General features: G+C 67.8%; 15 protein-coding genes. 11 read left to right on the top strand and 4 right to left on the bottom strand.

The genetic code is table 11. From position 1 onward, the window contains the following. Window positions 1–18: 18 nt before the first annotated feature. Both ACIGFL_RS18110 and ACIGFL_RS18105 read left to right on the top strand, forming a co-directional pair. Entirely contained in the window at window positions 19–1,008 is a 990-nt protein-coding gene (locus ACIGFL_RS18110) for an asparaginase (RefSeq protein ID WP_397498058.1), read from the top strand. Between the two features lie 27 nt (window positions 1,009–1,035). Then, complete coding sequence (locus ACIGFL_RS18105; RefSeq protein ID WP_021443188.1) at window positions 1,036–1,479, top strand: GNAT family N-acetyltransferase; 444 nt, start codon at window positions 1,036–1,038, stop codon at window positions 1,477–1,479. A 66-nt stretch (window positions 1,480–1,545) separates the two neighbouring features. Here the strand turns inward: ACIGFL_RS18105 and glsB are convergent, their stop codons facing one another. Next, on the bottom strand, window positions 1,546–2,454 hold the full coding sequence (glsB, locus tag ACIGFL_RS18100) for a glutaminase B (protein WP_397498057.1): 909 nt from the start codon (window positions 2,452–2,454) through the stop codon (window positions 1,546–1,548). Between the two features lie 79 nt (window positions 2,455–2,533). Next, window positions 2,534–3,181 (bottom strand): hypothetical protein, encoded by a 648-nt coding sequence (locus ACIGFL_RS18095; RefSeq protein ID WP_122109502.1) that lies wholly within the window; start codon window positions 3,179–3,181, stop codon window positions 2,534–2,536. 552 nt (window positions 3,182–3,733) lie between these two features. Between ACIGFL_RS18095 and coxB the strand changes: the two genes are divergently transcribed. The 4 genes from coxB to ACIGFL_RS18075 are packed head-to-tail and all read left to right on the top strand — an operon-like array spanning window position 3,734 to window position 7,922. Beyond that, complete coding sequence (gene coxB, locus ACIGFL_RS18090; RefSeq protein WP_031302908.1) at window positions 3,734–4,858, top strand: cytochrome c oxidase subunit II; 1,125 nt, start codon at window positions 3,734–3,736, stop codon at window positions 4,856–4,858. Window positions 4,859–4,862: 4 nt separating this feature from the next. Continuing rightward, entirely contained in the window at window positions 4,863–6,455 is a 1,593-nt protein-coding gene (ctaD, locus tag ACIGFL_RS18085) for a cytochrome c oxidase subunit I (RefSeq protein WP_021443184.1), read from the top strand. 10 nt (window positions 6,456–6,465) lie between these two features. Further along, entirely contained in the window at window positions 6,466–7,014 is a 549-nt protein-coding gene (locus ACIGFL_RS18080; protein ID WP_122109501.1) for a cytochrome c oxidase assembly protein, read from the top strand. Between the two features lie 11 nt (window positions 7,015–7,025). Further along, complete coding sequence (locus ACIGFL_RS18075; protein ID WP_021443182.1) at window positions 7,026–7,922, top strand: cytochrome c oxidase subunit 3; 897 nt, start codon at window positions 7,026–7,028, stop codon at window positions 7,920–7,922. A gap of 45 nt (window positions 7,923–7,967) precedes the next feature. On the opposite strand, the gene ACIGFL_RS18070 is transcribed toward ACIGFL_RS18075, so the two are convergent. Continuing rightward, window positions 7,968–8,171, bottom strand: a complete 204-nt coding sequence (locus ACIGFL_RS18070; protein ID WP_021443181.1) for a twin transmembrane helix small protein — start codon at window positions 8,169–8,171, stop codon at window positions 7,968–7,970. 70 nt (window positions 8,172–8,241) lie between these two features. On the opposite strand from ACIGFL_RS18070, the gene ACIGFL_RS18065 reads away from it, so the two are divergent. From ACIGFL_RS18065 to ACIGFL_RS18045, 5 genes are read left to right on the top strand one after another with little or no spacing between them, the layout of a single operon-like run. Next, on the top strand, window positions 8,242–8,973 hold the full coding sequence (locus ACIGFL_RS18065; protein WP_397498056.1) for an SURF1 family protein: 732 nt from the start codon (window positions 8,242–8,244) through the stop codon (window positions 8,971–8,973). Next, a complete protein-coding gene (locus ACIGFL_RS18060; RefSeq protein WP_397498055.1) occupies window positions 8,948–9,526 on the top strand; it encodes a hypothetical protein in 579 nt (192 codons plus the stop codon). The genes ACIGFL_RS18065 and ACIGFL_RS18060 overlap by 26 nt, the downstream gene beginning before the upstream one ends. A gap of 37 nt (window positions 9,527–9,563) precedes the next feature. Further along, complete coding sequence (locus tag ACIGFL_RS18055; RefSeq protein WP_397498054.1) at window positions 9,564–10,610, top strand: heme A synthase; 1,047 nt, start codon at window positions 9,564–9,566, stop codon at window positions 10,608–10,610. Window positions 10,611–10,630: 20 nt separating this feature from the next. Next, window positions 10,631–11,530: a heme o synthase gene (gene cyoE, locus ACIGFL_RS18050; RefSeq protein WP_397498053.1), complete on the top strand. Its 900-nt coding sequence runs from the start codon at window positions 10,631–10,633 to the stop codon at window positions 11,528–11,530. Between the two features lie 8 nt (window positions 11,531–11,538). After that, window positions 11,539–12,171: an SCO family protein gene (locus ACIGFL_RS18045; protein ID WP_397498052.1), complete on the top strand. Its 633-nt coding sequence runs from the start codon at window positions 11,539–11,541 to the stop codon at window positions 12,169–12,171. 111 nt (window positions 12,172–12,282) lie between these two features. On the opposite strand, the gene ACIGFL_RS18040 is transcribed toward ACIGFL_RS18045, so the two are convergent. Beyond that, window positions 12,283–13,233, bottom strand: a complete 951-nt coding sequence (locus ACIGFL_RS18040) for a homoserine kinase (protein ID WP_397498051.1) — start codon at window positions 13,231–13,233, stop codon at window positions 12,283–12,285. Window positions 13,234–13,242: the final 9 nt, after the last annotated feature.

Below are 13,242 nucleotides of genomic sequence, written 5' to 3'. Positions count from 1 at the left end.
GATTTGCGAGGAGAGTCCATGGCGACCCCTGAGAAACTGCTGGTGCTGTACACCGGCGGCACCATTGGCATGCAGATGAGCGAAGCGGGCCTGGCGCCGGCCTCCGGCTTCGAGGCGCGGATGCGTGCGCAGCAGGCCGAGGAGGCGCAGGGCGAGCTGCCGCAGTGGCAGTTTCGCGAGCTGCTGCCGCTGATCGACAGCGCCAACATGAACCCGGGCCACTGGCTGGCCCTGCGCGACGCCATAGTCGCCGCCGTCGAGGTCGACGGCCATGATGCCGTGCTGGTGCTGCACGGCACCGACACCCTGGCCTACAGCGCCGCGGCGCTGAGCTTCTTGCTGCTCGGCCTGGGCGTGCCGGTGCTGCTGACCGGCGCCATGCAGCCGGCCGGCGTGGCCGGTGGCGACGCCTGGCCCAACCTGTTCGGTGCCATGCGCGCGTTGCGGCGCGGTGTGGCGCCGGGCGTGCACCTGTACTTCAACGGCCAGCTGCTGCACGGCGCGCGCTGCTCCAAGCTGCGCAGCGACGCCTTCGACGCCTTCCAGGTGCTGCCGCGTCGGCGCCAGGCCGAGCGCGCCGCCATCGACGCGCGCATCGACTATCGCCAGCCGCGGCGGGCGACCAATCTGGCCGTGCTGCCCCTGCACCCGGCGCTGCAGGCCGCCCATCTGCGCGCCCTGCTGGGCAGCGGCGTGCAGGGGCTGCTGCTGGAATGCTACGGCAGCGGCACCGGCCCGGCCGGCGACGCCGAGCTGCTGGCGGTCCTGGACGAGGCGCACGCCCGCGGCGTGGTGCTGGCGGCGATCAGCCAGTGCCCGCAGGGGCATGTCGAGTTCGGCGTGTACGCCGCCGGCAGCCGCCTGGCCGAGGCCGGTCTGGTGTCCTGCGGCGGCATGACCCGCGAGGCGGCGCTGGGCAAGCTGTTCGCCCTGCTCGGTGCCGGGCTGGCGCCGGCCGAGGTGGAGCACTGGCTGGCGCGCGATCTCTGTGGTGAGATGAGCGACTGACGCCTCACGCCAACCAGGAGGGAAGCCATGAGCCTCGAGATCCGTCCCGTCAGCGCCGCCGACCACGCCGCCTGGCTGCCGCTGTGGCAGGGCTACCAGCGTTTCTACATGACCGAGATCGCCGCCGAGACCAGCGCCGTGACCTGGCAGCGCTTTCTCGATCCGGCCGAGCCGATGGGCGCGGCGCTGGCCTGGCAGGGCGATGAGGCGGTCGGCCTGGTGCACTGGGTGATCCACCGCTCGACCTGGACGGTCGGTGACTACTGCTACCTGCAGGACCTGTTCGTCGCCAAGGGCCAGCGCAGCGGCGGCATCGGCCGCCAGCTGATCCAGCACGTCTACCAGCAGGCGCGCGAAGCCGGCTGCTCGCGGGTGCACTGGCTGACCCACGAGAGCAACAGCCAGGCCATGCTGCTCTACGAACGCATCGGCGAGCGCTCCGGTTTCGTCCAGTACCGCAAGCTGCTGTAGCGCGCCGTGGCGACGCGCGGCCGCAGGGTGCGCCGCGCGCACCAGGGCGCCTTGGTGCAGTAAGGCTTAGAACACCGACCAGCCGATGCGCTGGCTGAGCAGCTCCAGGGCTTTCATCCCGGCCAGCGAGTTGCCGGCGGCGTTGAGTTCCGGCGACCACACGCAGACGCTGAAACGCCCCGGCACCACCGCGACTATGCCGCCGCCGACCCCGCTCTTGCCCGGCAGGCCGATCCGGTAGGCGAAGTTGCCGGCCTCGTCGTACAGCCCGCTGGTGGCCATGATGGCGTTGATCTGCTTGCTCTGCCGCGGCGACAGCACCTGCTCGCCGCTGTGCCGGCAGAAGCCCTGGTTGGCCAGGAAGCCGAAGGCGCGGGCCAGGTCGACGCAGCTCATGCGCAGCGCGCAGCAGCTGAAATAGCTGCGCAGCACCGCCTCCACCTCGTTGTGGAAATTGCCGAACGACTGCATCAGGTAGGCCGCCGCGGCGTTGCGCGCGCGGTGCTGGTATTCCGACTCGGCGACCTGGTTGTCCACCATCACCTCGGGGTTGCCCGACAGGCGCCGGACGAAGTCGCGCATCGACAGTGCCGGCGCGGCGAAGCGCGACTGGTTGATGTCGCAGATCACCAGCGCGCCGGCGTTGATAAAGGGGTTGCGCGGCTTGCCGCGCTCGAACTCGAGCTGCACCAGCGAGTTGAACGGCTGCCCGGACGGTTCGTGGCCGAGGCGCTGCCAGATGGCCTCGCCGCTGTGGCCGATGGCCTGCACCAGACTGAACACCTTGGAGATGCTCTGGATCGAGAACGGCGTGCGCGCCTCGCCGGCCACGTGCAGCTGACCGTCGTTGCCGTACACGGCAATGCCCAGCTGGTTGGCCGGCACCCCGGCCAGGGCGGGAATGTAGTCGGCCACTTTGCCCTGGCCGATCAGCGGGCGGACTTCATCGAGTATCTCGTTCAACAGCGCTTGCATGCTCGGGCTCGCGGCAGGGCCGGGCGAGGCCCGGCGTACCGCAGCTAGACGCCCGCCGGCGGCCGGGAATCACAGGCGCTCAGCGCTCCTGCGGCAGCCGCAACTCGACGCCCAGTCGCTGCGACAGGCAGGGCCAGCGTTGCCAGGCGGCGACCGTACCCGGTGCGGCGAGGCGCTCGCGGTAGGCCTGCACCGAGGGCTGGGCGAAGCTCGCGTCGTCGAGCAGGCCGGCCAGGGCGTGGTGCACCGCCTCGTCCAGCTGGTTGGCGAAGGGCTCGCCGATCAACTGATGGGCGATCAGGTTGGCGCGGGTGGTGTCCAGCGGGATCAGCGGCTGGCCGAGGTGGCCGATGTAGCGGTCGTTGACCTCCTCGACCAGGCGGTGGGCCAGGTAGGCCTCGTCGAGCAGGCCTTCGAGGCCGTTGTGCCCGGCCATCAGCGCCGGCGGCTGCAGGAAGAACTGCTCGGCCACCTGCAGCACCGGCTGGATCACGCGCTCGATACCGGCTTCGCTGGCCACCGTGGCGGCGGCGTCGAGCACGTCCGGCACCTGCTCGATATAGGCGACGACAAAGGCATTCAGGGTGGCGCCGGCGTTCTCGGCGGGCAGGCGGATGGCCGGGTGCAGGCGCTCCAGCTGGGTCTGCAGGAACTGCGCGAGGGCCTGGGTGCCGGCCTCGTGCTGGCGGGCCCGGTCGATCAGTTGGCGGATGGCGGCGGTGTTCATGACTGCTCCTACGATTTGAGGACATGGACGTGAACCTTAGCCGGCGCGTGTGGCTGGCTAAGACGCGATTGTCATAATTTTTTAATACTTATGCGAGCGCGCTATATGGGGGCTCGCCGATATTTCCCCAGCCCGCTCCGGCCGGGGCGTTTAGGACAAGGCTTGCGTGGCTTCGGCCATTTTCGCGGTGACGTTGCGAGCTGAAAGTCGCCGTCTATACTCGAGTTCGAAAGGCAGTACCTGATGGAACCGGACGGGCTTAGGCACGGAGAGGTTTCGACAGCAGTCGCCAGCAGTCAGGGGCACCAGCGCGGGCAGTGAGCGCCGGCATGGTCGCCCCGTACGGCAGTCGATCCCTTCAGAACGTGTTTACGATCTCGCGAGCTAGAGCACTACAAGGCAAAAACAGGCGAGGAAGCGGAGTTTACTGGTGTAAATGAGCACTCCGAGCCTGTTTTTAACGCAGTAGGGCCGACGCGCAGCAGGTCGTAAGCAGGTTCTTGGCCGCAGGCTCCGCCGGCGGGATAACAAGAATCATAAGGGGAACCCGCAATGATGCGACATCCACGAGTCTGGATGGGCCTCCTGCTGTGGCTGGCATTGGGCTCGGCGCACGCCGAGTGGGCGGTCAACATGGCGCCCGGTGTCACCGAGGTCAGCCGCTCGGTCTTCGACCTGCACATGACCATCTTCTGGATCTGCGTCGTGATCGGCGTGGTGGTGTTCGGCGCCATGTTCTGGTCGATGATCGTCCACCGCCGCGCCACCGGCCAGGAGCCCGCGCACTTCCACGAAAGCACCACGGTCGAGATCCTCTGGACCGTGGTGCCGCTGGCGATCCTGGTGCTGATGGCGATTCCGGCGACCAAGACCCTGATCGAGATCTACGACACCTCCGAGTCGGAACTGGATATCCAGGTCACCGGCTACCAGTGGAAGTGGCACTACAAGTATTTGGGCCAGGACGTCGAGTTCTTCAGCAACCTGGCCACGCCCAAGGCGCAGATCGACAACCGCGCGGCCAAGGGCGAGCACTACCTGCTGGAGGTGGACGAGCCGCTGGTGGTGCCGGTGGGCACCAAGGTGCGCTTCCTGATCACCGCCGCCGACGTCATCCACTCCTGGTGGGTGCCGGCGCTGGCGGTGAAGAAGGACGCCATCCCCGGCTTCATCAACGAATCCTGGACGCGCATCGACGAGCCCGGCATCTACCGCGGCCAGTGCACCGAGCTGTGCGGCAAGGATCACGGCTTCATGCCGGTGGTGGTCGAGGCCAAGTCCAAGGAGGACTTCGCCGCCTGGCTGGCCGAGCGCAAGGCGGCGGCTGCCGCCGAACGCGAGCTGACCAGCAAGGAATGGACCCTGGACGAGCTGATGGCGCGCGGCGAGAAGGCCTACGGCACCGCCTGCGCCGCCTGCCACCAGGCCGGTGGCGAGGGCCTGCCGCCGATGTTCCCAGCGCTCAAGGGCTCGGCCATCGCCACCGGGCCGGCCGCAGGCCATATCGACATAGTGGTCAACGGCAAGCCGGGCACCTCCATGGCCGCCTTCGGCAAGCAACTGTCGGAGGTCGATCTGGCCGCCATCATCACTTACGAGCGCAACGCCTGGGGCAACAAGGTCGGCGACATGGTCACGCCCAAGGACATCCTCGACTTCAAGAAGGCTCAGGAGTAAGGACATGAGTGCAGTGATCGATTCCCATGGCCATGCCGCGCATGACCATCACCACGGCCCGGCCAAGGGCCTGATGCGCTGGGTGCTGACCACCAACCACAAGGACATCGGCACCATGTACCTGTGGTTCAGCTTCGCCATGTTCCTGCTCGGCGGGACCATGGCCATGGTGATCCGCGCCGAGCTGTTCCAGCCCGGCCTGCAGATCGTGCAGCCGGAATTCTTCAACCAAATGACCACCATGCACGGCCTGATCATGGTGTTCGGCGCGGTGATGCCGGCCTTCGTCGGCCTGGCCAACTGGATGATCCCGCTGATGGTCGGCGCGCCGGACATGGCCCTGCCACGGATGAACAACTTCAGCTTCTGGCTGCTGCCGGCGGCCTTCGGCCTGCTGATCAGCACGCTGTTCATGGAGGGCGGCGGGCCCAACTTCGGCTGGACCTTCTACGCGCCGCTGTCGACCACCTACGCACCGGAGTCGGTGACCTTCTTCATCTTCGCCGTGCACCTGATGGGCATCAGCTCGATCATGGGCGCGATCAACGTGATCGCCACCATCCTCAACCTGCGTGCCCCCGGCATGACCCTGATGAAGATGCCGCTGTTCGTCTGGACCTGGCTGATCACCGCCTTCCTGCTGATCGCGGTGATGCCGGTGCTGGCCGGCTGCGTGACCATGATGCTGATGGACGTGCACTTCGGCACCAGCTTCTTCAACGCCGCCGGCGGCGGCGACCCGGTGCTGTTCCAGCACGTGTTCTGGTTTTTCGGCCACCCCGAGGTGTACATCATGATCCTGCCGGCGTTCGGCGCGGTCAGCTCGATCATCCCGGCCTTCGCCCGCAAGCCGCTGTTCGGCTACACCTCGATGGTCTACGCCACCGCCTCCATCGCCTTCCTGTCGTTCATCGTCTGGGCGCACCATATGTTCACCGTCGGCATCCCGCTGACCGGCGAGCTGTTCTTCATGTACGCCACCATGCTGATCGCCGTGCCCACCGGGGTGAAGGTGTTCAACTGGGCCAGCACCATGTGGCAGGGCTCGATGACCTTCGAAGCGCCGATGCTGTTCTCGGTGGCCTTCGTCATCCTGTTCACCATCGGCGGCTTCTCCGGGCTGATGCTGGCCATCGCCCCGGCGGACTTCCAGTACCACGACACCTACTTCGTGGTGGCGCACTTCCATTACGTGCTGGTGCCCGGGGCGATCTTCGGCATCTTCGCCTCGGCCTACTACTGGCTGCCGAAGTGGACCGGGCACATGTACGACGAGACCCTGGCCAAGCTGCATTTCTGGATGAGCTTCGTCGGCATGAACCTGGCGTTCTTCCCCATGCACTTCGTCGGCCTGGCCGGCATGCCGCGGCGCATTCCCGACTACAACATGATGTTCGCCAACTTCAACATGGTCTCGTCCATCGGCGCCTTCATGTTCGGCGCCACCCAGCTGCTGTTCCTGTTCATCGTCATCAAGTGCATCCGCGGCGGCAAACCGGCCCCGGCCAAGCCCTGGGACGGCGCCGAGGGGCTGGAGTGGACGGTGCCCTCGCCGGCGCCCTATCACACCTTCAGCACGCCGCCCGACGTGAAGTAGGAGGCCGGCCGTGAGCGAAGTGATCGGCACCCGTCGTCTGGTCGTACGCCTGCTGCTGGTGGTGGTGGCGATGTTCTGCTTCGGCGTGTTCGTCCTGCCGCCGTTCTACGACGCCATGTGCAAGGTGTTCGGCATCAACGGCAAGACCGCCGGCGCCTACCAGGGCGAGCAGCGGGTGGACGCGGCGCGCCAGGTGCGCGTGCAGTTCCTCGCCACCAACGCCGCCGGCATGGTCTGGGAGTTCGGCCCGCAGGCCGATGAGATCCTGGTGCACCCCGGCGAGCCGCGCGACATGCTGTTCGTCGCCTACAACCCGAGCAGCGAGCCGATGACCGCGCAGGCCATTCCCAGCGTGTCGCCGTCCAAGGCGGCGGCCTTCTTCCACAAGACCGAATGCTTCTGCTTCACCCAGCAGGTGCTGCAGCCGGGCGAGCGCATCGAGATGCCGGTGCGCTTTATCGTCGATAGAGATTTGCCGCAGGACGTCAAGCACCTGACCCTGGGCTACACCCTGTTCGATATCACCGCGCGCAAGCCGCCCGTGGCGCAGGCTCCATAAGGAGAACAACAATGTCGAGTCACGAGAATCACGAAAACTACTACGTCCCCGCGCAGAGCAAGTGGCCGATCATCGCCACCCTCGGCATGCTGGTCAGCGTCTACGGCGTGGGCACCTGGTTCAACGACATGAGCGCCGGCCGCGACGGCTCCAATGGCCCGCTGATCTTCTTCGTCGGCGGCCTGATCCTGGCCTGGATGCTGTTCGGCTGGTTCGGCAACGTGATCAAGGAGAGCCGCGGCGGCCTGTACAGCGCGCAGATGGATCGCTCGTTCCGCTGGGGCATGAGCTGGTTCATCTTCTCCGAGGTGATGTTCTTCGCCGCCTTCTTCGGCGCCCTGTTCTATATCCGCACCTTCGCCGGGCCCTGGCTCGGCGGCGAGGGCGACAAGGGCGTGACCAACATGCTCTGGGAAGGCTTCGAGTACAGCTGGCCGCTGCTGCAGAACCCCGACTCCAAGCTGTTCCCGCCGCCGACGGCGGTGATCGACCCCTGGCACCTGCCGCTGATCAACACCATCTTGCTGGTGAGCTCCAGCTTCACCGTGACCTTCGCCCACCACGCGCTGAAGAAGAACCGGCGCGGCCCGCTCAAGGCCTGGCTGGCGGCCACCATTCTGCTCGGCGCGGTGTTCCTGTTCTTCCAGATCGAGGAATACATCGAGGCCTACACCGAGTTGGGCCTGACCCTCGGCTCGGGCATCTACGGCGCCACCTTCTTCATGCTCACCGGCTTCCACGGCGCCCATGTGACCCTCGGCGCGATCATCCTCACGGTGATGCTGGTGCGCATCCTGCGCGGGCACTTCGACGCCGACCAGCACTTCGGCTTCGAGGCCGCCGCCTGGTACTGGCACTTCGTCGATGTGGTCTGGCTGGGGCTGTTCGTCTTCGTCTATGTGCTTTGAGGCAGCGGCACGCCACAGGTTTCAAGCGGCAGCTAGAGGCTGCCGCTACCAGCTGACATGAGACACCAGTTGCCCCGAGTAGAAGCCCCAGGCGACCAGGGCGACGGTGATGGCGGTCAGCCCGACACGGACGGTCAGGGCGTTGACCACGCGGGAACCACGGCCCTCGTCCTTGACCAGGAAGACCAGGCCGCTGAACAGGCTGACCAGGGTGGCCAGCAGCATGAGGACGATCGCGGCCTTGAGCATGCGAGACTCCGGGGGAGTGGGCGATGTATTGCAGTATAGCCAGCCAGCACCTTGTCCGTGGGGAGGCCGCATGAGCGCCTTTCGTCCCGGCTGGCTGCCCAGCCTGCTGGTGGCCCTGCTGCTGCCCGGGTTGCTCGGCCTGGGCACCTGGCAGTTGCAGCGCGCCGAGGACAAGCGCGCCCTGCTGGCCAGCTTCGAGGACCGCCGCCAGGCCACGCCGCTCGGCCTCGATCGGCTCGAGCGCAGCCGCGACCCGGCCTACCGGCGCGTGCGCCTGTACGGCCAGTTCGACGCCGCGCACAGCCTGTTGCTGGACAACCGCATGCGCGACGGCCGCGTCGGCGTGGAGCTGCTGCAACCCTTCTACGACCAGGCCAGCGGCCTCTGGGTGCTGCTCAACCGCGGCTGGCTGCCCTGGCCGGATCGGCGCCGGCCGCCGCAGTTCGCCACCCCCGAGGATGCCTTGGCCCTGACCGCCTGGGTCTACCTGCCGCCGGGCGGCGGCCTGCAGCTGGCGGGCGCGGCGCCGGCGCAAGGCTGGCCGCGGCTGATCGGCGCGGTCGAGGTCGATGCGCTGTGGCGCCAGCTCGGTCGCGGCGGCCTGCCCTTCGAGGCGCGCCTGGAGCCGGGCCCGGCCAGCTACCGGGTGGACTGGCCGGTGGTGGCCATGAGCCCGGACAAACACACCGGCTATGCCGTGCAATGGTTCGCCCTGGCCGCGGCGTTGCTCGGCCTGTTCATCTATCTTGGAATACACAACGCACGGGAGAGTCGTCATGAACCCAGCCATCGCCCTGCCTGAGACGCCGCGCAAGGGGCGCGGCCGCTGGCAACTGCTGTTGCTGCTGGCCATTGCCATCGGCCCCATGCTGCTGGCCAGTGCCATGTACCAGTGGCGGTTCTGGGTGCCGGAGACGCGCAGCTACCACGGCGTGCTGGTCGGCACCGGACAGACCCTCGCCGACCTCGGCGTGCAGGGCGAGCTGGCGCCGCGCTGGCAGATCCTGGTCACCGCCCCCGATGCCTGCGCCGCCGACTGCCAGCAACTGGTCTACCTGGCGCGGCAGATCCAGATCGGCCTCAACCGCGAAATCCTCCGCGCCAGCCATGGCCTGGCGGCGGGCGCCGCGCTGACGGCCGACTACGCCGCGCTGCTCGACCGCGAGTACCCGCAACTGGGCCGCTACGGACTGGATCGCCAGGCCTACCAGCGGGCCACCGAGGCCCTGCCCGGCGCCTGGCTGTGGCTGGTCGACCCGCACGGCAACCTGGTGCTGCGTTACCCGGCCGGCAGCGATGGCAAGGCGATTCTCGACGACCTGCGCTACCTGCTGAAGATTTCCCAAATCGGTTGAGGCTGACCCGCAGGCGCCTGCCTGCTAAGGATCGACGATGCGCAAACCCGGTTACCGCCTCGCCCTGTGCGCCACCCTGCTGGCCGCCGTGGTGGTGCTGCTCGGCGCCTATACCCGGCTGACTCACGCCGGCCTGGGCTGCCCGGACTGGCCCGGCTGCTACGGCTTCCTCGGCGTGCCGATGAGCGAGCACAAGTTGGCCCTGGCCGAGGCGCGGTTCCCCGAGGCGCCGGTGGAGGTGGCCAAGGGCTGGTACGAGATGATCCACCGCTACTTCGCCGGCGCCCTCGGCCTGGTCATCCTCGGCCTGGCGGTGCAGGCGCTGCGCCGCCGCGGCGAGCCGGGCCAGCCGCTGAAGCTGCCGCTGGCGCTGCTGGCGCTGGTGATACTGCAGGGCGCCTTCGGCATGTGGACGGTGACCCTCAAGCTCTGGCCGCAGGTGGTCACCGCGCACCTGCTCGGTGGTTTCGCCACCCTCAGTCTGCTGGCGCTGCTGTGCCTGCGCCTGTCCGGGCGCTTCGCCCCGCTGCAGCTGCCGGCGCGTCTGCGGGCCCTGGCGGCGGCCTGCCTGCTGTTGGTGATCGGGCAGATCGCCCTGGGCGGCTGGGTCAGCTCCAACTATGCGGCGGTGGCCTGCGTCGACCTGCCCACCTGCCACGGCGAGTGGTGGCCGGCGATGGATTTCGCCAACGGTTTTCACCTGACCCAGCATATCGGCCCCAACTACCTGGGCGGGCAGCTCGACAGCGACGCGCGCACCGCCATCCATATGAGCCACCGCATCGGCGCACTGATCGTCAGCCTGGCCCTGCTGCTGCTGACCTGGCGGCTCAAGGCCGCCGGCCTGCCGCGCCTGGCCGGCCTGCTACTGCTAGCGCTGGCGCTGCAGGTCGGCCTGGGCATCAGCAACGTGATCTTCCACCTGCCGCTGCTGGTGGCCGTGGCGCACAACGCCGGCGGTGCGGCCCTGCTGCTGAGCCTGGTGCTGGTCAACTACCGTTTGCGAGCGCCGCTGTCGGCATTGGCCGCCCATCTACAACCTCCCGCAACGTCCAGCCGTGTTCCGCACGGGCAAGGCGTCTGACAACTACAAGGAGACACTCCATGGCTACAGTGCTGCGAGCTCACTCCGAACACGCCAGCTGGCGCGACTACCTGGAGTTGACCAAGCCCAAGGTGGTGCTGCTGATGCTGATCACCTCGATGGTCGGCATGTTCCTCGCCACCCGCGCCGGCGTGCCCTGGACCGTGCTGGTGTTCGGCAACCTCGGCATCGGCCTGTGCGCCGGGGCCGCGGCGGCGGTCAACCATGTGGTGGACCGGCGCATCGACTCGATCATGGCGCGTACGCACAAGCGCCCGGTCACCGCCGGGCGGGTCTCGCCGGTGGCGGCGCTGAGCTTCGCCCTGCTCCTGGCCGTGGCAGGCATGGCCCTGCTGCTGCTGTTCACCAACGCCCTGGCGGCCTGGCTGACCCTGGCCTCCCTGCTCGGCTACGCGGTGATCTACACCGGCTTTCTCAAGCGCGCCACGCCGCAGAACATCGTCATCGGCGGCCTGGCCGGCGCCGCACCGCCGCTGCTGGGCTGGGTGGCGGTGACCGGGCATATGTCCGCCGAGCCGCTGCTGCTGGTGCTGATCATCTTCGCCTGGACCCCGCCGCACTTCTGGGCTCTGGCCATCCACCGCAAGGCCGAATATGCCAAGGCGGATATCCCCATGCTGCCGGTGACCCACGGCGAGCACTACACCAAGGTGCACATCCTGCTCTACACCCTGGTGATGTTCGCGGTGACCCTGCTGCCCTACGCCATCCACATGAGCGGGCCGCTCTACCTGGTCTGCGCGCTGCTGCTGGGCGGGCGCTTCCTGCACTGGGCCTGGGTGCTGTACCGTGACAGCAAACCGCACGCGGCGATCAACACCTTCAAGTACAGTATCTGGTACCTGTTCCTGCTGTTCATCGCCCTGCTGGCGGACCACTACCTGCTGCTGAACATCTAAAGGCTGTCATGACCCGCACCCAGATCACCGTCTTCGTCCTCGTCGCCATCGTCGCCCTGGTGCTGGGGCTCACCGTCAACAAGGTGCTGACCGCCAAGGGTCAGGGCGACCCCACCGCGCTGCTCGACGCCGGCATCGTGCTGCTGCCGCAGAGCCGCAGCCTGCCGGCGCTGACCCTGACCGACCAGGACGGCGCCGAGGTGGCGGTGGATCAGCTCAAGGAGCAGTGGAGCCTGCTGTTCTTCGGCTACACCTTCTGCCCGGACATCTGCCCGGCCACCCTCGCTCAGCTGCGCCAGCTGCAGGGCCAGTTGCCCGAGGAAACCCGCGCGCGGCTGCGCCTGGTGCTGGTCAGCGTCGACCCCAAGCGCGACACCCCGGAGCAGCTGAAGAAGTACCTGGCCTATTTCGATGCCGGCTTCGTCGGCCTGACCGGCGAGGAAGCGACGCTGCAGAAGTTCGCCAACGCGGTGAGCATCCCCTATATCCCCGCCGACACCAGCAAGGACAACTACACCGTCGATCACAGCGGCAACCTGGTGATCATCGGCCCGGACGGTACCCAGCGCGGCTTTGTCCGCGCGCCGATCAACAACGCCAAGCTGGCCGAGCAGCTGCCGGGGCTGGTGTCCGGCAGTTAACGGTACGCCCGTGTCTGCGTAGGGTGGATGAGGCGTTTGCATCCACCACTTCGGCGCCAGAGGGGGCTATAGCCGATAACGTTCTGGTGGATCGGTGAAGCGTGATCCACCCTACAAGGCGAACGGCAGCGCCAGCTCGACCCGCTGGCGCTGCGCCAGGCGGCGCTGGAACTCGCCCGGATCGTGGATCAACACCTCCTGCCCGGCGAAGGACTCGGCGGCGATCAGCCGCGACAGCCAGAAGCGCACGCAGGCGATGCGCAGCATGGCCGGCCACAGCTCGGCCTCGGCAGCCGTGAAAGGCCGCAGCGCGGCATAGGCGCCGAGCAGCGCGCGGGCGCGAGGGCCGTCCAGGCTGCCGTCCTCGTGCGAGCACCAGTCGTTCAGGCAGATCGCCAGGTCGTAGAGCATCGGCCCCGAGCAGGCGTTGTAGAAGTCGATCACCCCGGCCAGATGGTTGCCGTCGAACAGCACGTTGTCGCGGAACAGGTCGGCATGCAGGTTGGCCCGCGGCAGGGCGAGGATGCGGGCTTTCAGCGCGGCGATCTCGGCCAGCGCGTCGCGCAGCAGCGGCAGCTCCGCTTCCGGCAACCTGAGCGCCAGGCTCGGGCCCTCGGCCAGCATCCAGTCCAGGCCGCGGTCGCTGCGCCGCTCCAGCGGCTGCTCGCGGGTGGCCAGGTGGATACGCGCCAGCAGGCTGCCGACCTCCTGGCAATGGTGGGCGTTGGCCGCGTGCACGTGCTTGCCGGCCAGGCGCGGCTGCAGCAGCGCGGGTTTTTCCGCCAGGCTGCGCAGCGCCTGGCCATCTTCCGTGCGCAGGGCGTAGGGCACCGGCAGACCGGCGTCGTGGAGCACGTCGAGCAGTTCGATGAAGAACGGCAGGTCGGCCACCGGGCCGCGCTCGACCAGGGTCAGGACGTACTCGCCCTGCTCCAGGCTGACGAAGAAGTTGCTGTTTTCGCTACCCGCGGCGATGCCCTGGAAGTCGCGCAACCGGCCGAGCCCGTAGGGCGCCAGGAAGACTTCGAGCTCGTGACGTTCCAGGGGGGTGAATACCGACATATCAGACCT

This window comes from Pseudomonas sp. NPDC077649 (genome assembly GCF_044542855.1).
Classification (GTDB): domain Bacteria; phylum Pseudomonadota; class Gammaproteobacteria; order Pseudomonadales; family Pseudomonadaceae; genus Aquipseudomonas.
The sequence above is the reverse complement of the archived record's forward strand: the minus strand, read 5'-3'. Positions and strand labels throughout refer to the sequence as shown.